Origin of the sequence: Legionella drancourtii LLAP12, assembly GCF_000162755.2 — a bacterium.
GTDB classification, from domain to species: Bacteria; Pseudomonadota; Gammaproteobacteria; order Legionellales; family Legionellaceae; genus Legionella; species Legionella drancourtii.
This window is the reverse complement of record NZ_JH413836.1, coordinates 27,832-50,848: the sequence shown is the minus strand read 5'-3', so window position 1 is coordinate 50,848 and position 23,017 is coordinate 27,832. Positions and strand designations below refer to the sequence as shown.

The window sequence follows — 23,017 nt, the reverse complement described above, 5'->3', positions numbered from 1 at the left end:
GGCTTTACTGCAAGGAAAAAATCCTTATCAAAATCATGTTGTGTCTTATTACTTAGGTATCAATAAGCTATTACCAACTAACTTAAATCCTCCTTTTACATTATGGCTATTTCATCCATTAGCGTATTTTGAATTTCCAACTGCCTTGCTTCTATGGTCTTTCTTTTGCTCTGTTTTGGGATACATTGGGGCGCTCATTGCATTTTACTATGCGTTTTCTCCCTCATTCTTGCGAAAAAATTTGTTAATACTATCCCTTTTCTATTTTTCCTTTTTTGCAACGGTAATGAATACAGCAATATTGCAATTAGGTGGCATATTATTATTTTTTATAATGGCAGGTTATTATTTTTATCAAAATCAGCGTCATTATCTGGCTGCCTTATTTTGGGGCATTATCATTGCAATGAAATTATTCCCAGCCTTGTTGTTTTGTTATGTCTTAAAACAACGGCAATTTAAAGTATTCAGCGCGATGATTATCATCTTCTTCATTGCCCTTTTAATTCCTGTACTGGTTTATGGAGTTGAGATTTATACGATTTATGCAACGGCACTATCACATGCTCTCTGGTATGGTGATAGTTGGAATGCCTCAATTTGTGGACTTGTTTTTCGACTCTGCAACGAGCAAACCCTAAGCCAAAATTTGATCATGATAAAGCTAATTTATGCTTTTTTATTTCTTGTCTTCTTTCTTTGGTACTTACAAAAATTGGGACCAGCTCAAAATAACCCAATAAATCATCAACCTTTTTGCCTTACTTTAGTGATGATGCTCTTTTTAAGTCCCTTGGGTTGGATGTACTACTTCTCATTATTAATTTTCCCGCTAATCCTTACAGGAATTACTCTCTTAAAGAAAGAAAATACCTCCAGAACAATAAGTATCCTATGGCTTCTTGCTCTTTTTATGATTAATTTTCCAATGGATTATGTAAAAACCTATAATATGACTCATTTCTTAAGTCGTATTAGCTTTTTTTCCATCCATTTTTATGGATTATCACTTTTGATGTGCCTAGTAGCCCAAAGAAAGTACTTGATTGGAAAAAATGACATTCCCTTGGAGCAACAAAAGCAGTATTTAATACCGGTAATTGCCATTTTATTGTTTGGGTTTTCGCTACCGACTATAAGTTTTATAACGCATACTTTTTTTTAATAATGAAGAGCAGATGTTGGGTCAAACGACCCAACCTGCCTATTTTCTATTCGTGATCTGGATGAACAACAAAAATGCCCGGAGCATTACGAAGATATTCGTTATAATCCATTCCATAACCAAAGATAAAATGATCTTCAATCTGTAAGCCCACAAAATCAGCAGCTTGTAACCCATTCTCAACGCGTTTTCGGTATTTATCAACCAATACAGCGCTGTAAACTTTTTTAGCGCCTAAATTAGTAACTTCATCAATAATCGCCGCTAAGGTAATGCCTCCATCAAGAATATCATCAACAACCAAGACAGTTCTTCCAGCCAAACTATTTGACGGTTTTACCTTCCAATGAATATCACCACCTGTTGTAGCACCTCTATATCGAGTTGCATGCACATAGTCTACTTCTAAAGGAAAATCCAAACGAGGTAATAAATTACCTAAAAGAACCAAACCACCTACCATGACACAAATAAGCACAGGATTTTCATCTTGTAATTTTTCATGAATATTAATTGCCATGCGGTCTAAAGCAGCTTCAACTTCATTCGTCGTGAATAGGCAGGTTGATTTTTCATATACTTCTTTGATTTTACTAGGAATAGTCATTTATGCATTCTCTTAATTAAAGATAGGGTTAAGTATTACTCTTTTATTTTTCCAGTGCCAGGGAAAGGACTAACCTTACCACCATAGCCAGGATTATCCTTGACCTTAGCTGTTCCTTGCTTATTGACTTCATCAATCCGATAGATTGAGTGCATGGGGATAAACGTGCGCTTAACACCACTAAATTCCAATTTTAATCGTTCTTCAGAAGGGTCAACAACTAGTGAAGTTTGTTCACCAAATACCAGCTCTTCAACTTCGAGAAAGCCAAAAATATCACTTTCCTTTATTGATCGTGCATACACTTCATAAATTGCTTCTTGATTCGCAAAAGTAATTCTGAATAATGTTTTCTTTGTCATAACATGAGCCTGTTCTTAATGCTGAGCGAAGTATACAAAAATAAGGTTGGTTTGGGTATCTTTATATATAATATAGGCTAAATCATTCAAACGATATTAAGATTGGTCGAATTGAGTGTAGCCCTACTTTTTTAATGGACTCACCGTACTGGTTACCGGCTGCAAAGGCGATTGATAATCATCAATCGGGGACGAGATGGGGCTGACAAAAAGTGAAGGCTGAATTATTTGATATTTTTGGGCAATGTAACAATAGAATCCTGAGGGATATGGCCAAAGCATTTTACCAATTTCATCTAAAAAAGTCAGTTTTTTAATTAAAGAGGCACTGTTTACGGGGGGAATATAACAAAAATTAGTCAATGAAACCTGTCGATACCCCCTTTGAATGAACAATCTATTTAAATTAAAAGGAGTACGCATTTTAATTGTTCGATCGCGATAGCAGTTTAACATCCCATATTTTATCGCCCCGCCCCACAAACTCCAAGGATTGATACAAAGCAAAACCACAAACCCCATGGGTTTTAGGACACGATCAATTTCATCAATTAGAGTAATACTGTTATTAAAAGGTTCTAAGGTCAAAGGAGCTACAAGACAATCAATACTGTTACGACTCAACGGCAAATGATTTAATTCACTTTCAAATTGGATTTTATTTGCCAAGGCAAAAGGGGATGCAACCCATTGATGAGCAAATCGAAGTTTCTTTAACCAAACATTATCGCCACAATTTCCCAATTGCACGAGTGTTTCACCGCTTAAAAGATCCTGGACTGATTCCAAGTTCACAGCAAATTCATGAGCAGCAAAAAGCCCCAGTGGTGATTGAAACCATTTATTCAAAGCGCGGTATTGTTTTATTTGCTGTCCAATCAACAAGGTGATGCCTTTTAAAAAGGTTAATCCTGAATTAAACTACAATACAACGAGTTTCATGTGCAAACAATCCATTTCTATTTTTGTATGATGCACGTGATTTTACTGAGTAAGTTAACTATAGTTAATTTCGAAGCAATGAATTAATAAAAATAATGAATTAATAAAAATTATGTTAGGCAGCGATGAGTTTAAACTACAAGGTATTGGACAACTTTTTGTCCTGGAAAAGCTTTTGGAAAAACCGAAGGCTATAGAGTTCTATAAACTCGCAACCGCTGAAAAAATTTCCTTCGTTCAATATCTTGTTAAAAATAATATCCTATCGGCCAAGCAAATCGCAAATACAACAGCACTCAGCTTTGGTCTCCCCATGATGGACATTGATTGCGTTGAAATCGATTCAATTCCTACCAACTTAATTAATGAGAAACTCATTCGCCGCCACGGTATGCTACCGTTATTCTGTCGCGGGACGAATCTATATTTAGCTACTGATGATCCCTGTAAACAAGCATCTTTAAAAGAAATTCAATTTCACACCGGTCTAAATACTCACCCTATAGTCGTTGAAACGGATAAACTTGCAGCTCTAATTGAGCACCTATTAACCCTAAAAGAACATGAAGGACTATCGGAATATGTTGATGACATCAATGATTTTGATGGCATTATTATTAGTGATGATGAAGAACACGAGATTAATGAAATCAGCTCCGTCACTGAAGATGCACCTATTGTAAAATTTGTTAATAAAATTCTTCTCGATGCAATCAAACAAGGGACTTCAGACATTCATTTTGAACCGTTCGAAAAAGAATACCGCATCCGCTACCGCCAAGACGGTATTTTGCATGAAGTTGCAACCCCTCCAGCTCACTTATCTGCGCGTATTACCGCACGCATTAAGGTAATGTCTAATTTAGATATTTCTGAACGACGCGTGCCACAAGACGGCGGTTTTAAAATGAAGATATCGAAAAGTCGCTCCATTGATTTCCGGGTAAGCACCTGCCCTACTACAGGCGGTGAAAAAGTAGTGATGAGACTACTTGATCCCGGAGCTGCAAAACTTGGTATTGAAGCTCTAGGCTTTAGCCCTGTTCAGAAAGGACAGTTTATTCGTGCTATTGAGCGTCCTCAAGGCATGATTTTAGTTACAGGCCCTACAGGTAGTGGTAAAACAGTAAGCTTATACACCGCATTAAATATGCTTAATACCAAAGAGGTAAATATTTCAACGGCTGAAGATCCTGTTGAAATTAAAGTTTCTGGAATTAACCAAGTCAATATAAATCCTAAAGCAGGTCTAACCTTCTCTGGTGCTTTACGCTCATTCTTACGGCAAGATCCTGACATTATCATGGTTGGCGAGATTCGCGACTTAGAAACGGCGGAAATAGCCGTTAAAGCGGCGCAAACAGGGCATTTAGTTCTATCCACCCTACATACAAACAGTGCTGCAGAAACATTAAACCGGTTAATGAATATGGGGGTTCCAACATTTAACATTGCCAGCTCAGTAACGCTCATTATTGCCCAGCGTTTAGCACGAAAGTTATGCGATTATTGTAAAGTACTAAGAGATGATTTCAGCAAACCAGGTTTACTAGGCATCGGCTTTAGCGAAACCGATTTAGAAGGCATTCAGCTCTATAAAGCAGGAGGCTGTCCTAAATGTACGAATGGATACCGCGGCAGAATCGGTTTATTTGAAGTATTACCCATGAGTAAACCTCTTGGGGAATTGATTATGGCAGGGGGAAACTCACTGGAGATTTTAAAAACAGCGCAAGCAGAAGGCATGATTACCATTTACCAGTCAGGTCTTGAGAAAGTAAAACAAGGAACAACAACCATAGAGGAGATCAATCGGGTAACTGTTGATTAATTTTATGGCGAAAATAGGAAAGAACACCAATACCCTATTAACCTTTCACTATATCGGCGTCAATAAAGCCGGACAGAAAGTAATTGGCGATATTGAAGCAAGAAGCATGGCCTTGGCTAAGGTTGATTTGCGCAAACAAGGCATCACAATTAATAAAGTGACTCTTAAACGTAACGCCCTATTCAATAAAAAAAATAAAAGGATTACCTCGGGCGACATTACAATCTTCAGCCGCCAATTAGCCACTATGATTGAGTCAGGTATCCCCTTAGTGCAATCCTTTGATATTGTTGCCAAAGGCCAATCGAATAAACGCATTAAGGATTTAATTGAAGACATTAAACACGATGTTGAAACCGGTTTAACACTTGCAGAAACACTACAGAAACGCCCTGCATACTTTAATGAATTGTTTTGTAATTTAGTAGATGCCGGTGAGAAATCAGGATCACTGGACATTATGCTGAATAAAATCGCCACCTACAAAGAAAAAATTGAAACCATAAAAAAGAAAATCAAAAAAGCCCTAACCTATCCTATGGCCGTAATCATAGTTGCCTTTATTGTAACCGCAGGATTACTTATTTTTGTAGTGCCACAATTTGAAGCATTATTTAAAGGTTTTGGCGCCGATTTGCCTGCGATGACTAAGGTAGTTGTTCATATGTCCAAATTTTTTCAATCATATTGGTATCTCATTTTGGGCTCTTTAACCGTAACAATTTATTCATTTATCTATGCCCAAAAACATTCGCCAAACTTTGCGCAAGGTATTGATCGTGCTTTATTAAAGTTTCCTATTGTTGGGCCAATTATTGAAAAAGCAGCGATCGCTCGTTTTGCAAGAACACTATCCATTACCTTTGCAGCAGGCCTGCCTTTAGTTGAGGCGCTAAAGTCCGTTGCTGGAGCCACTGGAAATATTATTTTTTCTAAAGCAACAGAGCGGATTAGAGAGGACGTATCCATTGGACAACAAATGAATAAAGCAATGGAAAACACCCACTTATTTCCAAATATGGTCACGCAAATGGTCGCTATTGGTGAAGAATCAGGTGCTTTAGAAAAAATGTTAGGTAAAGTTGCAGATTTTTATGAAGAAGATGTAGATAATTCAGTAGACTCACTCAGTAGTTTATTAGAACCAATTATTATGTCCATCTTAGGTATTTTAGTCGGTGGACTGGTCGTTGCGATGTATCTGCCTATTTTTAAACTTGGCTCGGCAATCTAGGGTCTATTGACATTTCTATTATCTTGGCCAAAATAGCGAAATAGCAACAGGCCCGGAGCCCCCTAAAAGGTATAACAATAAAATGATGCATGAATTAATCGCGAATCACTCCTGGTTTTTGTATGTTACCGTAGCCCTTTTCTCTTTAGCCGTAGGTAGTTTACTCAATGTGGTCATTTACCGCTTGCCAATAATGTTACACCATGAATGGCAGCGAGAATATTGTGAATTAATGAACATCAAAACGGAAGAAATACAAACAATTAATTTATTCGTCCCGCGATCTTTTTGTCCCTCATGTAAGACTATGGTAAAAGCATGGCAAAACATCCCTATTTTAAGCTATTTATTTCTACGCGGACGATGTTATCACTGCAAAAGCTCTATTTCTATTCGTTATCCCCTGATTGAATTAGGCACTATGCTCCTCTCTTTATATGCATGCTGGAATTTTGGCTTTACTTGGCAACTGCCTTTTGCATTAATGGCCTTATGGCTTTTAATTTGCCTGTTTTTTATTGATGTTGATCATCAGCTACTACCAGACAGCATCACTTTAAGCCTATTGTGGTTAGGCTTAATTGCCAATACAGAAAATTTATTTGCGCCCTTACCTGAAGCGGTTCTAAGTGCTGCGGGTGCCTATATAGGGTTATGGCTTTTTATTAAACTGTTTTATTTGGTTACCGGTAAAATAGGCATGGGAAACGGCGATTTTAAATTGTTTGCGGCATTTGGCGCCTGGTTTGGTTGGAAATTTTTACCATTAATTCTGCTCTTTTCCTCGATTGCTGGTACAATTATTGGACTGTTGTATTTATATTTGCAAGATAAGTCCAAGGATACAACCATACCCTTTGGCCCTTTTCTATGCGCTTCAGGTATTGCCGCATTATTTTGGGGACAAAAGATACTGGATTGGTATATCCGTTTGTGGATGTAAAGAAAAAATAAGAGGACTCTTTAAATGTCGTATCAAGTTATATTATTTGATTTAGATGATACCTTAGTTGATTTTGCCACCTCTGAAATGATAAGTCTGCGCAAAATTTACGAGCAGTTTTATCAAGCAGCAGACTATGCCGTCTTTGAACGCATTTTTAAAAAAATTAACAACAGCCTGTGGAATCGTGTTGGCGCAAAGGAAGCTCCTCTCATGCCAAAAGATGTCTGCTTTTTACGCTTTAAACAATTAAACGAACACATCGAATGTGCAGGTACCGCTCAAGAAGTAGCTGATACCTATGATCATCACATTGGCGAGCATGCGGATTGGCTACCTGATGTCAAAAAAACAATTGAATTCCTACATCAAAAAGGGCATATTTTAGGCATTATTACCAATGGTTTGTCCACGTCACAAGGAAAAAAACAACAACGACTGGGATTATATAATTGGTTTGATTGTTTTATTGTGTCTGATGAGGTAGGGCTTGCTAAGCCCAATAAAGAGATTTTTGCAATTGCTCTAGAAGAAATTGCCAGCAAACGAAATCAAGCCATTCATGCGTATAATAAAGATTCAATCCTTATGGTGGGCGACTCAATGATCAGTGACGGTCATGGCGCAATGAACTTTGGCATTAATTATTGCCATATTAGTAGCAAGGCATCCGAAATCAAATCGTCCGAAGCCACCGTAACCTACCACATAAACTCGGTAGCGCAATTACCTGCATGTATAGGCTATGAAACCGAATATAAGTATAAAGCGCATAAATAGACAGGCAAAAAACACCCCACACTATGGGATGCTACTGTGTTGAATTGAAGATTGAAGCGACGTCTTACTGTTTTTCTCAGCAATACGGCCAATCAATCGATTGCGTAACTGCTCGCGCGCGGTTAACGCTGGTTTTTCCTGGTCTTGTCCCGAGCTAGTGTTAGTCGAGGCAAAAAAGCCATCTCTTCTTGATGGAGGATTATCTATACTTTCTTGTCTTGCTTTTTTTCTAGGAGAAGGCTCATTTACATCTTGAGCCATACTAAATGAGGTAATTACTAGTTCTTCATCGCAGGAGCGATTTCTAGTCGCGGTCACTGTTTTCATTTGATGCACACGGTGAGCTACCAGTGTAGACAAAGAAAACTCTTCAGGTAACTGTTCTGGCATCTTACCAGTTAATGCACATTCACTATATAATCGCAATACCCCTTCAGCAAAAGCATCAAAGATATCGCTTCTCTTATGAAGATGGGTCATTTGTGTGCAAAACGATATTAAAAGTTCTGGATTTTGCGTGGAATGAAAGAGTTCTAGCAATTTCTGGAGATCAACTTCAAGTTCATAGTCCAACTCGTTCCAAACTTTAGCTTCTATCTGATTAAAGACAATAATCAGAGCTTGGATATTAACTGAAAAACTCTGCTCACTGTTTTTAGATGCAAAAGTTCTAGCACCGCTCTTTAACTCTCTTATGCTCTTTTGAATTTCCGCATCAAGAGCTAAACTATTTCTTATTGATGGATTTTTAAAAAATACAAGAAAAGCGGTATTAGGGAGAATAAATTCATCATTATTTACTTTATTATAAATAATCACCAAACCAAAAATAAATTGTGCGAACTCTTTAAGCTCGATTGAATCATTTTCCCTGGCAGAAAATTTCGCATATAGTTTCTGAATCACGCCTAAAAGAATCACTGGGTTTTTCTCTAATTCATTTTCAATGTAATGATTGAAGTGATCAAAAAAAGTAATTTAAAAAAAACACAAAGTTTTCCTGTTCGTCTTTTTTAATTTTAACTTGTAATAGTTTTATAATTTGTAATGCCCACATAATAATCCAAACTGATAAAATTTAAACCATTTTACCAGCAATAACTTAAGTAAATATTAAGAGAAGACACTACTCATTCCTGGTCAAATGAAGAATAAAGCTAATCATCCAGCTCGACAACTAAACTATATTTGCTTAGGTTACAGCAGCGGCTAATTATGTTCACGTTCACTAAGCACGCCATAGATACCAAGCAGCAATTGAGCGATAAGGGCTCCAAGTAGCGCCAATTTTTGCCAGTTCTTTTGGAGTGGGTTGTTGAGGCAGATCTTTCATTTTTTTATAACCTTCACGGACGCCAAAATCATGCGCAGGAAGAATATCCATGCGCCCAAGAGTAAAGATAAGCAGCATTTCCACAGTCCAAGGCCCGATGCCTGGAAGTAAAGTAAGCTCTTTAATTAAGTCCTCAGTAGACATTAGTTTTGCCTTCTCTAATGTAGGTACATGCCCTATTAAAGAAGCTTCTGCGAGCCGTTTTATCGTTTCAAGTTTACGTGCAGAAAATCCACACTGTCTAAGTAGCTCGCTTTCAGTTGCAAGAATTTCCTCAGGTAGAGGAAATGAATGCTCCGGATATATGGCAAGAAAACGGTTTAGTATCGCCTCAGCCGCTCGCCCATGTAACTGTTGGTAGGCAATCGCTCGGATTAAGGCCTCGTAGGGCGCTCGAGTTGTTTGAATTTCCAGTTGACACGGCCCGATCCTCTGAACCAACAAAGCCCAATCAGCATCCAATTCAGAAAGATAATGACTTGCTTGTTGATATAGAGGATTAACCTGTTTTATAACCATTGACTAAACTCCTATTTGCCTGGGAACGAATATGCAAAAAGCGACCATGTACTTAAAAAAATTCCAAAAGCAAGAACCGGAGTGTTTATGCAATTGGCATGGGCTAGACTTATAGTACATTATGAACGCATAGGCATTTAAAAGTGAATACTTCCATTAAAAATAGACAACGAGCTCAAGAAACCTTAAATGACCCACGTTGGCTCTCTATAGTTAATCGCGATGCCCAAGCAGATGGCCGTTTTTATTATTCAGTGATGACAACAGGAGTATATTGTCGCCCATCCTGCGGTTCTCGCCTTGCTCGACCTGAAAACGTGCAATTTTATCGCACTTGCGATGAAGCCGAACATGCCGGATTTCGCCCTTGCAAACGGTGTAAACCAAGTGGAGCATCAGTGCGAGAAGAACAGGTCGCACTCATAACAAAACTCTGTCGATTAATTGAAACATCGGATACCTTAATGAGTCTGGAGGAACTGGCTGAAGCTGTCCAGATGAGTATTTATCATGTGCATCGCCTCTTTAAGGAAATAACCGGCCTTACCCCTAAAAAATATAGTTCCGCACATCGTGCAGCTCAAGCACGTAAAGAACTCAGGAGAAAAAAGGCATCCGTTACCGAAGCAATTCATGACGCAGGCTTTCATTCAAGTAGCCGCTTTTATGAATCCACTAATTCCTTTCTTGGTATGACGCCAACACAATACCGTGCTGGCGGCATTAATGAGAACATTCATTTCGCCATAGGCGAGTGTTCTTTGGGGGCACTTTTAATTGCGCAAACGCGACGAGGAGTTTGTGCAATTTTACTTGGAGATAATCCAGAACAGCTGGTTTATAATTTACAAGATTATTTTCCTAAGGCTAATTTTTTAGGAGATGATCCTAATTATGAACAATTGATTGCTACGGTTGTCGGTTTTATTGAAAATCCAGCATTAGGATTAGATTTACCCCTTGATATTCGTGGCACTGCGTTCCAACAACGAGTATGGCAAGCACTTCGTGAAATTCCAGCAGGGACAACCTTGAGCTATAGCGAAGTCGCACAAAAATTAGGCAAGCCTAACGCGGCCAGAGCAGTTGCCAATGCTTGTGCTTCGAACCCATTAGCAGTAGCAATTCCCTGTCATCGCGTTGTCAGACAAGATGGCGCCTTATCCGGTTATCGTTGGGGCATCGCTCGTAAGCGTGTTCTTTTAGAGCGTGAAAGTAATGATGTGCTGAAATAGAGACAACATCTCCTCTGTCAATGTTTTAATGTCCCAAAATCCAAATGATGAATCACAAGGTCAAAGAAAAATTAGTGCAGCACTATCATGCCATCTCTCCCTTGAAACATTTGCTAAAAGATACGATTAAACCAGAACAAATTGGATTGTTTAAACACAGAAACAAGAACAGTAATGAGCAGCGCTCATTACCATCCAATATAATGCTCATTAGATAGACGACTGATTAGATTAATTCAAACGAAACAACGTCCTTAAACCATAACATCCTCTCATTTGAATACTAATCTTTTAATCGTAGAAATGCACTTTTAATCATTTTTAACCCATCTGTTAATTCTTTTTCGAATTGCAAAGATTTTTTCATACCCACGTCTCTTTTTTCTGACAATTTATCTTTAAAATCGTGGAGTTGGCTAACTAGCTCCACTCTTTTATTTTGAAAATTTTCCTTCGCTTTCTTACTTTGTACAGAAAAAAATATTTCCATAGCGGCAAACTCAGCATCTAATTTATAGCATGCCTGAAGCATATGTTGTGTTAACTCAGTAGATTTTTCTTTTAGATATTGATCAATTACCTTCTCAAAAGCCTTAACATGAGTCATTATTTTTTGTTTTTGCTCATTGATTTTTTGTTCTGTATCGGCTCTACCTAGGGCTAGGTTAATTTGTAATTCATCAATTTTTGATAGAATTTTTTTACGTTGTTCCTCGGTTAATTCTTTATAATCTTTCAGTTTTTGCTTCACATTAACCAACGCATTTCGTAAAGTTGTTTTTAGACCCTCATATTTTTGAATCACTTGTTCCTGTGTATGATGCAAATCGTCCTCAAGCGCAGTGGCCTCCATTTCCAAGAAATCTAATTTATGATTAATTTGCTCTCTATATTCATGTATAGTAGTCATTTTGCTCTCCATGCATTAATTTTAAACTCCAAACTAACTTTAGTTTAGTCGTTAATTTTTGTCAAAGTATGCGTTCTGAGACAGGAATGCTTATGTTCTTTATCATAAACGGTTGGAGCGAGGCCGATTCAAGTTTGGCAAGACGGAGCCCCGCTTTTTCCAACTAGAATCCAATGCTCTACAGGAAAAGCATTCAAATTCCTAGCAAAGAGAGGGAAGGATTGGTGCGCGAATAAATGTTAAAGACGTTGCCTATACATCACCCCATTTATTCACTATTTTTTTATACCTATGTAAATCTCACATTGTTCAGGCGCAGCACATACTTCAAAATCCGTTTTATAAGCTCTAACTACAGCAGGATTTGCTTTAAAATAGTCCCAAACTGCCTCCCAGGTTTCGTAAATTGCTTGCGGTATTGGCCCCGAATTTTTAAATACCAGATAATCCCCCTGCTGCACGTTAATCTGGTTGAATTGACTCCCTCGCTCTTGAGCAGAACTTACTTCCACACAGGCAGTTACCGTATAAAAATCGTTAAAATCAGATGCATAATCTGAATAAACCCCGTAAATAGGTGATGTTGGTTTACGATTCGGTATTTGTGTTGTAAAAAACCGTTCCCAAAGCTGATGTAATTTTGCCGTTTGAGGATTAAATTCATCAGCATTTTTAGTTCTAACCTGCATCCCCACTACTGTAAAGCCATCCAACTCAACTAATTCAGGTTTTGAAACGGACATATTTTTCTCCTTATTATTAAAATCACTAGTGTGACAGCCAATCAAGTTTTGTTCCTGATTTTTTGTCTTAATGAAACGAAGGATTAAGTCTAATAGAGGAAACTGACAGTTTTTGTCAGTAGTGTTTTCAGATGTTTTTAAAGATAGCTATGATAAGGAAAATAATGAGTAAATCATGGATAAAAAAGATTAGAAAACCATCACGGAGATTGCGCGTTTGCAAGCTAATATTTAATATTTTCTCATGGATGTTTCTCAAAGGTAATTGCCCGCCATTTATTTAAAAGGGTTTGGCGGCGCTCTGGACAGCGCACATCCAAAAGCTCCAATTGCAGAATTCTATCAGCTCTAAAATGACGAAAATCGTTCCTCAACTCACACCAGGCAATAAGTATGCGAACTTGCTCAAAGAAGCCCAGAGCCAAAGGCCAAACGATTCGTTGTGAAGAGACTCCGTTCACATCTTGATAATCCATTTGCAATTTTTTTTCCAAACGCATGGCTTTTCTAATTAAAATAAAATCCGTATCACGACTTTCAACCACTTGCCCTGGGGCAATAAGCAATCCGGGAACTTCCAATTGTTCATATAATTCGGAGGGTAATACAGCTGCAATTTTAGCTAATGCGTTTTGCGCCGCGTGCTTGAGCTCCGTATCCGCACGATCAGCCACCCAACGAGATCCAAGAACTATAGCCTCCAGTTCTTCAATAGAAAACATCAGCGGGGGGAGGGTAAATCCAGGACGTAATACATAACCAACACCCGCTTCCCCTTCAATGTTAGCGCCTTGGGCTTGGAGCGTTGCAATGTCTCTGTATAGAGTACGTAAACTAATCCCCAATTTATCTGCAAGAACAGCCCCACTTATCGGAAATCGATGGCGCCTTAATATCTGAATTAAATCTAATAAGCGTTCGGTGCGTGACATAATTGAATAATGACTACAAATTACTGAATGTAAAGTATGCTTAGAGTAGTAAAATATGCTAAGAAATGCCAATCAAAGTTCATTTTTTATGTCTAAAGCAGAAAATTCCCGTCTTCTCTTCAGGTAAACCCTATTCCTACGTTCCGCGGCGTGTCCCCAGGATCCAGAGAGCGAGCGCTGGCACGAAATTCATGGATCTTGCGGACAAGCTGCAGGAAGTAGGAATAGGATTGACGACTATGGGCTTTACACCTACGCTGATTACTCAGCTACAGAACGTCCTTCTGCAAAAAACTGTACCTGTCCCGTTTTAATATCATGTAATCCAGCAACAATCCCGACTTGCTTGCTCTTTACTAACTCCTTAAGAATTGGGCTTCGCTCTTGAATCTCTTTAACAACCAGTAAGGCATTCGCTTTAGCAATAGCATCTACCAACTTGGGATCAGAGCAATTTTTTGTGCCCTGTTCCTTCATGCTCATTGATACCACCGGCTGAATTTTATCTAAAACATCAGTAAGATGCCCTAACTTAACACCACCACAGGCTCCAGCTACTGCGCCACAAGAGGTATGAGCCAAAACAACAATTAAGCGTGCACCCGCAGCCTTAGTCGCAAATTCCATACTTCCCAAAATATCATCATTAAGCACATTTCCCGCTACGCGTAGAGTAAATAAATCAGCTAAGCCTTGATCAAAAAAGAATTCAGGCACACTGCGTGAATCCATACAATTAAGCACTACAGCAAAAGGATATTGACCATAAGAGGATTGATAGGCTTGTTTTAAATAGTTGCGAGTAACTTGCTTGTTAGTTAAAAAACGTTGATTTCCATCTTTCAAGCGTTGCAAAGCCTGTTTTGGTGTCATTTGTTGTTGCTTCGCTTGCGACATGGTTTTACCAAGAAGAGGTAAATCCATGTCGGCAGCACAAGCAAAACCACCAAGAAACCAGGAAAAACTGCACGATAAAAGCATTATCTTTAGTAAATGATACATCAAGATGCCTCCTTTCTTAATTATTAATCATCCTTAACTCATAATCGCCGATAATCATTTGTTTATTGTTTCTTTTCAATGGGATAGCCCGCATCAATCCAACCTTGCATTCCAGGGTTTAGAGAATACACATGAGAATACCCCATCTTTTGTAAACTATCGGCAACTAAAGCACACCGAAAGCCACCGCTGCAATAAACAACAATTTGCTGTGTAAGATCGGGGATTGTTTTCTCGATATCACGCTCAATGATTCCCTTACCTAAATGCATTGCCCCAGGAATATTTCCTGTTCCCCATTCATGATCCTCACGTACATCAATAAGATATATAGGCTCATGCTGGTCTAGTTTTTCTTTCAATTCTTGTGGATTAATTTCTTTAATATGTTTTTTTGATTCCGTCACTAAAGCTAAAAATCCGTGTGCATGTTGTTTCATGGCGTTTACTCCTTTCGTTTAAACCAGTTTTTTAGTGTAGACCAAAATGCGGCTATAGCAATAACCAGGGTAAATAATAGAACAGCAATAACCATTTGAACAACTGCAAAATTAAGCGCATCACGAGCGACAAACCAACTGGCGATTGAACCTGACATGACTAAAAGTAATCTGACAATCCAGCCTAACATGTTAATAATTCTCCAATTCAAAAATAATTAGCCCGATTAGGGTCTGTTGCCATTTCGCTAGATTGAACCAAAATAGTAGATATGGCAACAGACCCTAGGCAAATGTGATTACAGCCCTTAACTATTTACTTGCACTATACTTTATAAGTTATTAATGCATCCAGCAAGGAAGATTGTTCAATCAATTAACTGATCGATAAGGAGTATCGTCATGGAAACAATTCAAATTTCTAATCTAAAAACTCCTGCCTCACGAATTTGCCTGGGTACCTGGGCAATTGGAGGATGGATGTGGGGTGGAACGAACGATCAAGAGTCTATAAAAACCATTCATAAAACACTTGAACTTGGAATTAATACAATAGATACAGCTCCAGTTTATGGTTTTGGCAAATCAGAAGAAGTTGTCGGAGCAGCATTAAAACAATATGGAAATCGTGAAAAAATTATTTTAGCAACAAAAGTTGGTCTTGAATGGAAAAACGGTAAAGTTTTCAGAAACTCCTCTCGGCAAAGAATTATGCAAGAAATCGATGATTCTCTGAAACGATTACAAACTGATTACATTGATATTTATCAAATTCATTGGCCAGATGCATCAGTTTCTTTTGAAGAAACAGCAAAATCACTATTAGAACTGATAAATAAGGGAAAAATTCGTGCCATTGGTGTTAGTAATTTTTCACCTCAACAAATGCAAGAATTTCATAAATATGCGCCTATTCATACCTCACAGCCCCCCTTCAATCTTTTTGAACGCGCCATAGAAAATGAAATCTTACCGTTTACAGAGAAATCAGGTATTGTCACTTTAGCCTATGGCTCATTATGCCGAGGGTTGTTAAGTGGAAAAATGAATTCATCAACAACCTTTAGTGGAGATGACTTAAGAAAGGCTGATCCCAAATTTCAACAACCTCTTTTCCAAGAATATCTTGATGCAGTTTCAGCGCTCAATGATTTTGCTAAGTCAAATTATAAAAAAAATGTATTAGCATTGGCCGTAAGATGGATTTTGGATAAGGGACATACTATAGCACTTTGGGGCGCGCGGCATCCGACGCAGTTAGAAAATATTAACGAGGTTATGGGCTGGTCGCTTGATGAAAGCGCTATGCGGCAAATAGATAAACTAATTACTCAACATGTAAAAACACCGGTTGGGCCTGATTTTATGGCGCCTCCCGCAAACTAAGGGAATATAATAAGCTATTACAACAATTAAATCCCCATCAAGCTAAGGAAAAATCTTCGACATGAGCTTCCCACGGCCTATCCGCAGGCTACAGGGAGCTTGAGCAAAGAGTAGCTAAATGCCTATGCCATTATTAGAAAAAGGGGGATTTAATGGCTTATGTTTTTCATGAATTGTCACTTTTAACAAGCAAAACAGGAGTCGTTGCAATACGTACGGTGTTCTCAGCAACGCTCCCTAAAAAAAAACGACTAACACCGCGACGGCCATGCGTACCAAGAACAATCAAATCAGCAGCCCAATCTTTAGCCTCATCAACAATGACCTCAGCGATTCGCCCTTGAAATGATTGCAGCTCAATTAATTTTATTTCAACATTAATTGACGAATTACTGGAGGCTATTTTCTTAGCCGCATCCAATATTCGCTCTCCTTCTGCCCGCATCGCAACAATGAGCGCATTGTAATCAAATCCGGGTCCCGTGTGGTACATAAAATTTTCTTCCAACACGTGAATAATTAATAAATGTGTCGGTTCTACTTTTGCTAATTTAACAGCTTCCTGTAGTGCGCATTTTGATTCGTCACTGCCATCTACTGATACTAAAATCCTTTTATACATTGTAAGAGCTCCTTTTAACTATCTAATTGCACATTAATATCCCGAGCATCCGATAAACCATGATCATCTACAACTCGTACCACAAACGTTCCTGGTTTAGCATTCCATAAAAAAGACTTTCCTGCTTTGGTTTTCGCAATAAAAACATCATTAATAAACCAATAGACATGAGCAATACCCGCATCGGTTACTGCAGTAAAAGGTATTGTATTATTTTGTTGTGAGTCTGCTCTTATAATATAGCTCAATCCACCCTGTGGTGAAGTAATTTGCGGATTAATTCCAGCATTACCCGATAAAGTACAATCCGCCTCAAAAAAAGGCGGTGTATGGCGATGTATTCCAGCTTTTTTAAAAATATGCAACAAATCAGAGGACCAAAATTCAAAAACCTCAAATTGTGTATCCGCATCAATATGACAGGTACGCAATCCCGTTTTCTTGTTAATGGCTACTTCCCGATAGATCGTGTCCGTTTTAATTGGTGATTTTCCAGGAATAAACCAAGTCCATTCCGTATCTTTGCAATAGCGAGTAGGCAACATTCCAGAAGCCTTACAGACCTCAACTTTTTTAAGATTCAAGTGTTTAAGATGCTTTTCTAGGGGGCGCAAAGGACCACGTTCTTGCTTTAATGCGTCAGCCAATTCAAAAAACAAAGGGGCGGCGATGTCTTTACCAATAAAAGCAGGATTCGCGGCATTATCAAAATTACCAATCCATACCGCCAACACATAAGGGCCAAAAACACCTACAGTCCACGCGTCACGATACCCAGAAGAAGTTCCGGTTTTCCAGGCAATCGGTAATTGCGACCCGCTTCGATAATTAAGATCGTGGTGTGGGGTGTTTTGCAGCATATCCAATACTAAAAAACTGGCTTCGGGACTTAACAAACGTTGCCCCTTAGTTTTGGCTTCTCCTTTAAAGAAACGAGTAGGATACCAAACGCCTTCATTAGCCAGCATAGCGTATAAACCAACCAATTCCCGCATTGTCAATTCAACGCCACCGAGATTTAATGACAATCCATAATAAGACTCTGCACGAAGATGACTTACTTGAGCCATTTCTAATAATTGATGCAACGAGGGTTTTGTTAATAAATTAGACAGATAAATAGCAGGTATATTGCGACTTAAAACTAAGGCATCTTTGGCTTTAATAGGCCCCATAAACTCATAATCAAAATTTTCAGGATTGTAGCCATTAAAACTATGCGGCACGTCTTTTAAAACGGTATTAGGATGAATAAGGCTTTGATCCATAGCTAAACCATAAATAAACGGCTTCAAAGTAGACCCTGGCGAGCGCTTTGTTTCCACACCATTTATTTGGCCGCTAATTGCTCGATTGAAAAAATTTGCCGACCCCATGAATCCTTTAACCCCCATATCACGGGTATCAACCAATAGCACTGCTGCATTATGAACACCAATCCCATTTTTTCGAGCTAAATAATTACGCGTAATTCGCTCAATTATAATTTGTGCACGCGAGTCGAGTGTTGTAGTTATATTTTGCTGTGTGGGCGCATCATGTAAGACTTTATTTACAAAATGGGGCGCACCAAACGGCAAAGAGCGATTGTTTTGCATAGCCAAAGGCAAATCAAACATCACTTTTTTGTCGCTGTCTTTTGGATGTAAGCTAAGCCAACGCGCAAACAAGTGATCCCTGCTTTTTTTTAAATTACTATTATTGGGGGTTCTTTTTCCTGGATTTTGCGGAATGACACTCAGTGTTAATACTTGAGGCAGGGTTAATTTATCTACGGATGTGCCAAAATAAACCAGGCTAGCCGCCCCTACTCCCTCAATATTTCCACCATAAGGTGCGAGATTAAAATAGGCTTCCAGTATTTGATCTTTACTGTAATGCATTTCAATTTGTATGGCTCTGATGATTTGCCATAATTTTCCAGTTATTTTTTTAGAATTGATTCCATAACACAGCCTCGCCACTTGCATGGTAATGGTTGAAGCCCCCATTCGCCGAGATTTTACAGCATAAGTTTGCCAAACCGCTTTGAATGTTGCTAAGGGATTAATGCCGTAATGAAAATAAAAATATTGATCTTCCTGTAACAAAGTTGCATCGGTGAGTTGCTTTGAAATTTGTGCCAGAGGAGTAAATAGGCGATATTTATCATCATTACTTAAAGTAAGCCGTAATAATTGATGTTGATCATCATAAACCGCTTTGGAAAAATTTGTTCCAGCCAATAATGTAGGCTTGGGTAAGAAAAATAATATCAAATACCCACTGACAAATAGCAAAACAAGGATTATGCTTAAGCGTTTAAAATATTTTTTCATGTTCGCTATTATGCACCAAAAAGAGTAAAATGGCGCCAGTTTTGCAGAAAGAAATTTAAAGTAACAGCGAATGAATGAGTCCCTCGGGATGGTTGTGTCTTCGAAATTTAACAAAGAACTAATTCGTGAATTTTACCTAATCAGCCAGGATAAACTATGAGCAAAAAAATACTGAATGCATTTTCCGCTGTATTTGGCAAATTAAATTGGAATAGTCCGCCATGGTTGACACACTTACATACTAAATCCAAAACATCTCCTAAAGCATTCTGGGGGACAAGTTTTCTTACAGTATTGGTATTGGCTGCACTTGGTTACGGCGCGTACTGGTATAAGAATTTACCCCAACCAGTTTACACCACTGCAGTTATTACCACTCCTGACATTACAGCCAATGAGGAAAATTTAGTTCCTAACAATTTAGTTATTGATTTTGGCATAAAAAATAATGGCTTTATTAACAAATCGGTTGCCCCGTTAAGCTTAATCGGTAAAGCGCTGACAGAAGGCATCGAAATGATGCCTAAGATAGCAGGTACCTGGACCTGGAGTACGGACAGTCAACTAACATTTATGCCCACAGACGACTGGCTTGCAGATCAAAAATATACGATTAAATTTGCTCCCGATTTCTTTGCAGCTACCGCAAATATGGAATCCCATACCTATTCATTTTCTACCCATCCATTTGCAGCAAAAATTATTGACTTCAAACTCTATCAAGATCCCCTCCATGCAGAAATCAGAAAAGCTATCGCTACTATAGAATTTAATTATCCCGTGAATCCTGAAAACCTGGAAAAAAATACATCATTACAATTCCAAACCCAGGAAAAAGGACAGGCCGGGAGTAATCAAGAATCACTACCTTTTTCATATACATACGATCCACACAAACGAGTCGCCTATTTACACTCTGATACCATAAAAATAAAAGATGTTGCCCGTTTCTTACGCTTAACCCTAGGCAAAGAAGTAAGTTCATCAACAGGCTCTGGAATCTTAACCAAAGAACGCTCAGAAAAAATCTTAATTCCCGATACCCATGATTTTCTTAAAGTGCTATCAGCCTCAGCGTCAATCGTGAGAAATGATAAAGACAGACCAGAACAAATCCTAACAGTTGAAACAACTTTGGGCATCAACGAACATGAATTTAATAAATCAGTACACTTTTACGTATTACCCAAAGACCGCCCGGCTACTGCTACTGAAGAAGAAAAACTAAATTACCAATGGCAAAATCCTGGCGAAGTCACCAGCAACATATTGTCCTTATCAAAGCCGCTCACCAAAGAAACGATTCCAACAGAACAAAATTACGCCACGTTACATAGCTTCAAATTCACGGCCAAAACTCCCAGTTATATTTATGTTAAAATCGATAAGGGCATGAAAGGTTTTGGGGATTTTACTTTAAGTAATGATTATGCGGCCGTAATCTCAGTTCCCGAGTTTCCTAAAGAAATTAGTTTCTTACATAAAGGGGCTTTATTGGCATTAAGTGGTGAAAAGAAACTTTCCGTACTTATTCGCGGTGTCCCTGCAGTCAAATTTGATTTTGCGCGTGTGTTGCCTGAAAATGTCAATCAATTAGTCACACAAACTCAAGGTGATTTTAATAATCCTTATTTTATTAATACATCATTTAATCAACAAAATATTAGTCAAATTTCCTCAGATATTCAACAATTTGATACCTCTGATTTAGGAAAACAACAGTACACAGCGCTTGATTTCAGCAAATATTTATCCATGGAAGCGAATGCGACTGGCCCCCAAGGTTTATTTTTATTACAAGCCACTGGATGGGATGTAACGAATAATACTCCTCTCGATGTTAAAGCCAGTCGTTTGATTTTAATTACTGATCTGGCGCTTTTGGTGAAAGATAATAACGACGGCAGCCATGATGTCTTTGTTACCGCCATCACGCAAGGAACTCCTGTTGCTAACGCCAAGGTAACTGTTTTAGGCAAAAACGGCCTGCCTATTTTATCGCGTGCTACAGATGCCCAAGGACGCGCTAATTTCCCAACACTAAGAGATTTTGTTGAAGATCGAGAGCCTGTAGCCTATCTAGCCCAGCTGAATAGTGATGTTTCCTTTATCCCCTTCAATCATGGCAATAGGCAATTAAATTTCTCTAAATTTGATATAGGCGGTCTTTATACTTACTACAGCCAAGAGATGCAGAGCCTAAGTGCCTATCTTTTCTCAGATAGAGGGATATACAGACCTGGTGACACAGCACATATTGGCATGATTATTAAACAAGCCTATGCCCAAGCACAACCCGCAGGTTTGCCATTGCAAGTAACCGTAGTGGATTCACGTGGGACAACTGTCAAAGACCAAAAAATCACTCTCAATGACACCGGTTATATGGAATTTGATTTCACCACAAACTCCAGCTCACCTACGGGACAATACATGGTGAATTTATTCCTGGTAAAAGACAATCACCCACAAAATCAATTGGGTTCAGTAAGCTTTAAAGTTTCAGAGTTTTTACCAGATAGAATGCGTATTACCACCAGCTTATCCCCCAAACCAGCAGTAGGATGGAGCTCACCAAGTGGACTAAAAGGCGATGTAAGTCTATGGAATCTCTATGGCGCTCCTGCAGTAAATAGAACCATCAACGCTAAAGTTTTATTAGTACCACAAAAAGTTCAATTCTCTAAATACCCCGATTATGTGTTTATTGACCCATTAATGGATCCCAAGAAACCAGCCAAGGTATTTACTGAATCCTTAACAGACATCAAAACGAACAACAAAGGCGAAGCAGAGTTTGATTTAAATCTTGATCGCTTTGAAAAAGCAACCTATCAATTAACCTTCTTTGCCGAAGGTTTTGAAGCAGATGGTGGCCGCAGCGTAACTGGCCAAACACAAACATTAGTGAGCCCGCTACCCTACTTCGTTGGCTATAAGCCGGATGGTGATCTAGCGTTTATAAAGCAAAACAGTGCACGTACAGTCAATTACATCGCGGTTAATCCTGAATTAAATGCCGATGATGTTAAAGACTTAAGAATCCAATTAGTGTCGTTACATCCAGTCACTACTTTGGTTAAAAAAGATGATGGAACTTATCAATATCAATCCATTATTCAATCGAGTATTGTCAGCACCGCACCGTTTAATATTGAAAAACAAGGCACAAGTTATACCTTGCCTACTCAAAAAATCGGTGATTTTTCATTAACGATTATGGGTAAAGACGATACTGTACTTAACCAATTAAAATTTAGTGTTGTCGGTGCAAGCCAACAACCACTGGCTAAAAACGCGGAATTAGCCATTAAATTAAATAAAACCGAATACAATGCAAACGAAGACATACAAATTCAAATTACCGCGCCCTATACTGGCTCAGGATTAATCACAATTGAACGTGACAAAGTCTATGCAACACAATGGTTTAAAACAGAGACCACCAACTCAGTACAAACAATTCATATCCCCGCTGATTTTCAAGGAAATGGTTACATTAACGTAGCCTTTATTCGCGATTGGAATTCACCAGAAATATTCATTAGCCCCCTTAGTTACAGTATTGAACCCTTTAAGGTAAATCACGATAATCATGACATTAAAATCGATTTACAAACAGCCGCTGTTTCACGTCCTGGCGCGCCATTGAGTATTGAGTATCACACCGATAAACCTGGAAAAATCATCGTATTTGCAGTGGATGAGGGTAT

21 protein-coding genes are annotated in these 23,017 nt (G+C 38.5%); 8 read left to right on the top strand and 13 right to left on the bottom strand.

Going from position 1 to position 23,017, the window contains the following annotated elements; genetic code table 11:
• The coding region (locus LDG_RS13075; protein WP_040535826.1) for a glycosyltransferase family 87 protein at positions 1–1,165 on the top strand (1,165 nt) is incomplete at its 5' end.
• 46 nt (positions 1,166–1,211) lie between these two features.
• On the opposite strand, the gene LDG_RS13070 is transcribed toward LDG_RS13075, so the two are convergent.
• The 3 genes from LDG_RS13070 to LDG_RS13060 all read right to left on the bottom strand — a co-directional run bounded on the left by LDG_RS13070 (position 1,212) and on the right by LDG_RS13060 (position 3,019).
• Positions 1,212–1,772, bottom strand: a complete 561-nt coding sequence (locus LDG_RS13070; RefSeq protein ID WP_006871873.1) for a hypoxanthine-guanine phosphoribosyltransferase — start codon at positions 1,770–1,772, stop codon at positions 1,212–1,214.
• Between the two features lie 35 nt (positions 1,773–1,807).
• Entirely contained in the window at positions 1,808–2,134 is a 327-nt protein-coding gene (locus LDG_RS13065; protein WP_006871872.1) for a DUF1820 family protein, read from the bottom strand.
• A gap of 123 nt (positions 2,135–2,257) precedes the next feature.
• Positions 2,258–3,019 (bottom strand): methyltransferase domain-containing protein, encoded by a 762-nt coding sequence (locus LDG_RS13060; protein WP_040535824.1) that lies wholly within the window; start codon positions 3,017–3,019, stop codon positions 2,258–2,260.
• Positions 3,020–3,188: 169 nt separating this feature from the next.
• Between LDG_RS13060 and pilB the strand changes: the two genes are divergently transcribed.
• The 4 genes from pilB (at position 3,189) to LDG_RS13040 (ending at position 7,864) form a co-directional block, all read left to right on the top strand.
• A complete protein-coding gene (pilB, locus tag LDG_RS13055; RefSeq protein ID WP_006871869.1) occupies positions 3,189–4,907 on the top strand; it encodes a type IV-A pilus assembly ATPase PilB in 1,719 nt (572 codons plus the stop codon).
• A 4-nt stretch (positions 4,908–4,911) separates the two neighbouring features.
• Positions 4,912–6,141, top strand: a complete 1,230-nt coding sequence (locus tag LDG_RS13050) for a type II secretion system F family protein (RefSeq protein ID WP_006871868.1) — start codon at positions 4,912–4,914, stop codon at positions 6,139–6,141.
• An 82-nt stretch (positions 6,142–6,223) separates the two neighbouring features.
• Positions 6,224–7,084, top strand: coding sequence for a prepilin peptidase (locus tag LDG_RS13045; RefSeq protein ID WP_006871867.1), 861 nt, complete (start codon positions 6,224–6,226; stop codon positions 7,082–7,084).
• Between the two features lie 24 nt (positions 7,085–7,108).
• A complete protein-coding gene (locus tag LDG_RS13040) occupies positions 7,109–7,864 on the top strand; it encodes an HAD family hydrolase (protein ID WP_006871866.1) in 756 nt (251 codons plus the stop codon).
• 21 nt (positions 7,865–7,885) lie between these two features.
• On the opposite strand, the gene LDG_RS13035 is transcribed toward LDG_RS13040, so the two are convergent.
• Both LDG_RS13035 and LDG_RS13030 read right to left on the bottom strand, forming a co-directional pair.
• Positions 7,886–8,770 (bottom strand): hypothetical protein, encoded by an 885-nt coding sequence (locus LDG_RS13035; protein WP_148263581.1) that lies wholly within the window; start codon positions 8,768–8,770, stop codon positions 7,886–7,888.
• Between the two features lie 322 nt (positions 8,771–9,092).
• Positions 9,093–9,716 carry a DNA-3-methyladenine glycosylase family protein gene (locus LDG_RS13030; protein WP_006871864.1) on the bottom strand — a complete coding sequence of 208 codons (624 nt, stop codon included), beginning with the start codon at positions 9,714–9,716 and terminating at the stop codon, positions 9,093–9,095.
• 143 nt (positions 9,717–9,859) lie between these two features.
• Between LDG_RS13030 and ada the strand changes: the two genes are divergently transcribed.
• Complete coding sequence (gene ada, locus LDG_RS13025) at positions 9,860–10,951, top strand: bifunctional DNA-binding transcriptional regulator/O6-methylguanine-DNA methyltransferase Ada (RefSeq protein WP_006871862.1); 1,092 nt, start codon at positions 9,860–9,862, stop codon at positions 10,949–10,951.
• Between the two features lie 283 nt (positions 10,952–11,234).
• Here the strand turns inward: ada and LDG_RS13020 are convergent, their stop codons facing one another.
• The 6 genes from LDG_RS13020 to LDG_RS12995 all read right to left on the bottom strand — a co-directional run bounded on the left by LDG_RS13020 (position 11,235) and on the right by LDG_RS12995 (position 15,169).
• Complete coding sequence (locus LDG_RS13020; RefSeq protein WP_006871860.1) at positions 11,235–11,861, bottom strand: hypothetical protein; 627 nt, start codon at positions 11,859–11,861, stop codon at positions 11,235–11,237.
• Between the two features lie 275 nt (positions 11,862–12,136).
• The gene (locus LDG_RS13015) at positions 12,137–12,604 is read right to left on the bottom strand and encodes a GyrI-like domain-containing protein (RefSeq protein WP_006871859.1); all 468 of its coding nucleotides are present in this window, start codon (positions 12,602–12,604) and stop codon (positions 12,137–12,139) included.
• A gap of 242 nt (positions 12,605–12,846) precedes the next feature.
• Positions 12,847–13,536 (bottom strand): helix-turn-helix transcriptional regulator, encoded by a 690-nt coding sequence (locus LDG_RS13010; protein WP_006871857.1) that lies wholly within the window; start codon positions 13,534–13,536, stop codon positions 12,847–12,849.
• 261 nt (positions 13,537–13,797) lie between these two features.
• On the bottom strand, positions 13,798–14,538 hold the full coding sequence (locus LDG_RS13005) for a carbonic anhydrase family protein (protein WP_006871856.1): 741 nt from the start codon (positions 14,536–14,538) through the stop codon (positions 13,798–13,800).
• A 62-nt stretch (positions 14,539–14,600) separates the two neighbouring features.
• Positions 14,601–14,978, bottom strand: a complete 378-nt coding sequence (locus tag LDG_RS13000; RefSeq protein ID WP_006871855.1) for a rhodanese-like domain-containing protein — start codon at positions 14,976–14,978, stop codon at positions 14,601–14,603.
• 5 nt (positions 14,979–14,983) lie between these two features.
• A complete protein-coding gene (locus LDG_RS12995; RefSeq protein ID WP_006871854.1) occupies positions 14,984–15,169 on the bottom strand; it encodes a hypothetical protein in 186 nt (61 codons plus the stop codon).
• A gap of 211 nt (positions 15,170–15,380) precedes the next feature.
• On the opposite strand from LDG_RS12995, the gene LDG_RS12990 reads away from it, so the two are divergent.
• A complete protein-coding gene (locus tag LDG_RS12990; RefSeq protein WP_006871853.1) occupies positions 15,381–16,364 on the top strand; it encodes an aldo/keto reductase in 984 nt (327 codons plus the stop codon).
• 166 nt (positions 16,365–16,530) lie between these two features.
• Here the strand turns inward: LDG_RS12990 and LDG_RS12985 are convergent, their stop codons facing one another.
• Both LDG_RS12985 and pbpC read right to left on the bottom strand, forming a co-directional pair.
• Positions 16,531–16,986, bottom strand: a complete 456-nt coding sequence (locus LDG_RS12985) for a universal stress protein (protein WP_006871852.1) — start codon at positions 16,984–16,986, stop codon at positions 16,531–16,533.
• A gap of 14 nt (positions 16,987–17,000) precedes the next feature.
• Entirely contained in the window at positions 17,001–19,304 is a 2,304-nt protein-coding gene (pbpC, locus tag LDG_RS12980; protein WP_040535819.1) for a penicillin-binding protein 1C, read from the bottom strand.
• A gap of 156 nt (positions 19,305–19,460) precedes the next feature.
• On the opposite strand from pbpC, the gene LDG_RS12975 reads away from it, so the two are divergent.
• The coding region (locus LDG_RS12975) for an alpha-2-macroglobulin family protein (protein ID WP_040535816.1) at positions 19,461–23,017 on the top strand (3,557 nt) is incomplete at its 3' end.

Excerpts from the sequence above, each read along its gene's own strand:
- LDG_RS13070 (WP_006871873.1), bottom strand. The coding sequence starts at position 1,772 with ATGACTATTCCTAGTAAAATCAAAGAAGTATATGAAAAATCAACCTGC.
- LDG_RS13065 (WP_006871872.1), bottom strand. The coding sequence starts at position 2,134 with ATGACAAAGAAAACATTATTCAGAATTACTTTTGCGAATCAAGAAGCA.
- pilB (WP_006871869.1), top strand. The coding sequence starts at position 3,189 with ATGTTAGGCAGCGATGAGTTTAAACTACAAGGTATTGGACAACTTTTT.
- LDG_RS13050 (WP_006871868.1), top strand. The coding sequence starts at position 4,912 with ATGGCGAAAATAGGAAAGAACACCAATACCCTATTAACCTTTCACTAT.
- LDG_RS13045 (WP_006871867.1), top strand. The coding sequence starts at position 6,224 with ATGATGCATGAATTAATCGCGAATCACTCCTGGTTTTTGTATGTTACC.
- LDG_RS13040 (WP_006871866.1), top strand. The coding sequence starts at position 7,109 with ATGTCGTATCAAGTTATATTATTTGATTTAGATGATACCTTAGTTGAT.
- LDG_RS13030 (WP_006871864.1), bottom strand. The coding sequence starts at position 9,716 with ATGGTTATAAAACAGGTTAATCCTCTATATCAACAAGCAAGTCATTAT.
- LDG_RS13020 (WP_006871860.1), bottom strand. The coding sequence starts at position 11,861 with ATGACTACTATACATGAATATAGAGAGCAAATTAATCATAAATTAGAT.
- LDG_RS13015 (WP_006871859.1), bottom strand. The coding sequence starts at position 12,604 with ATGTCCGTTTCAAAACCTGAATTAGTTGAGTTGGATGGCTTTACAGTA.
- LDG_RS13010 (WP_006871857.1), bottom strand. The coding sequence starts at position 13,536 with ATGTCACGCACCGAACGCTTATTAGATTTAATTCAGATATTAAGGCGC.
- LDG_RS13005 (WP_006871856.1), bottom strand. The coding sequence starts at position 14,538 with ATGTATCATTTACTAAAGATAATGCTTTTATCGTGCAGTTTTTCCTGG.
- LDG_RS13000 (WP_006871855.1), bottom strand. The coding sequence starts at position 14,978 with ATGAAACAACATGCACACGGATTTTTAGCTTTAGTGACGGAATCAAAA.
- LDG_RS12995 (WP_006871854.1), bottom strand. The coding sequence starts at position 15,169 with ATGTTAGGCTGGATTGTCAGATTACTTTTAGTCATGTCAGGTTCAATC.
- LDG_RS12990 (WP_006871853.1), top strand. The coding sequence starts at position 15,381 with ATGGAAACAATTCAAATTTCTAATCTAAAAACTCCTGCCTCACGAATT.
- LDG_RS12985 (WP_006871852.1), bottom strand. The coding sequence starts at position 16,986 with ATGTATAAAAGGATTTTAGTATCAGTAGATGGCAGTGACGAATCAAAA.
- pbpC (WP_040535819.1), bottom strand. The coding sequence starts at position 19,304 with ATGAAAAAATATTTTAAACGCTTAAGCATAATCCTTGTTTTGCTATTT.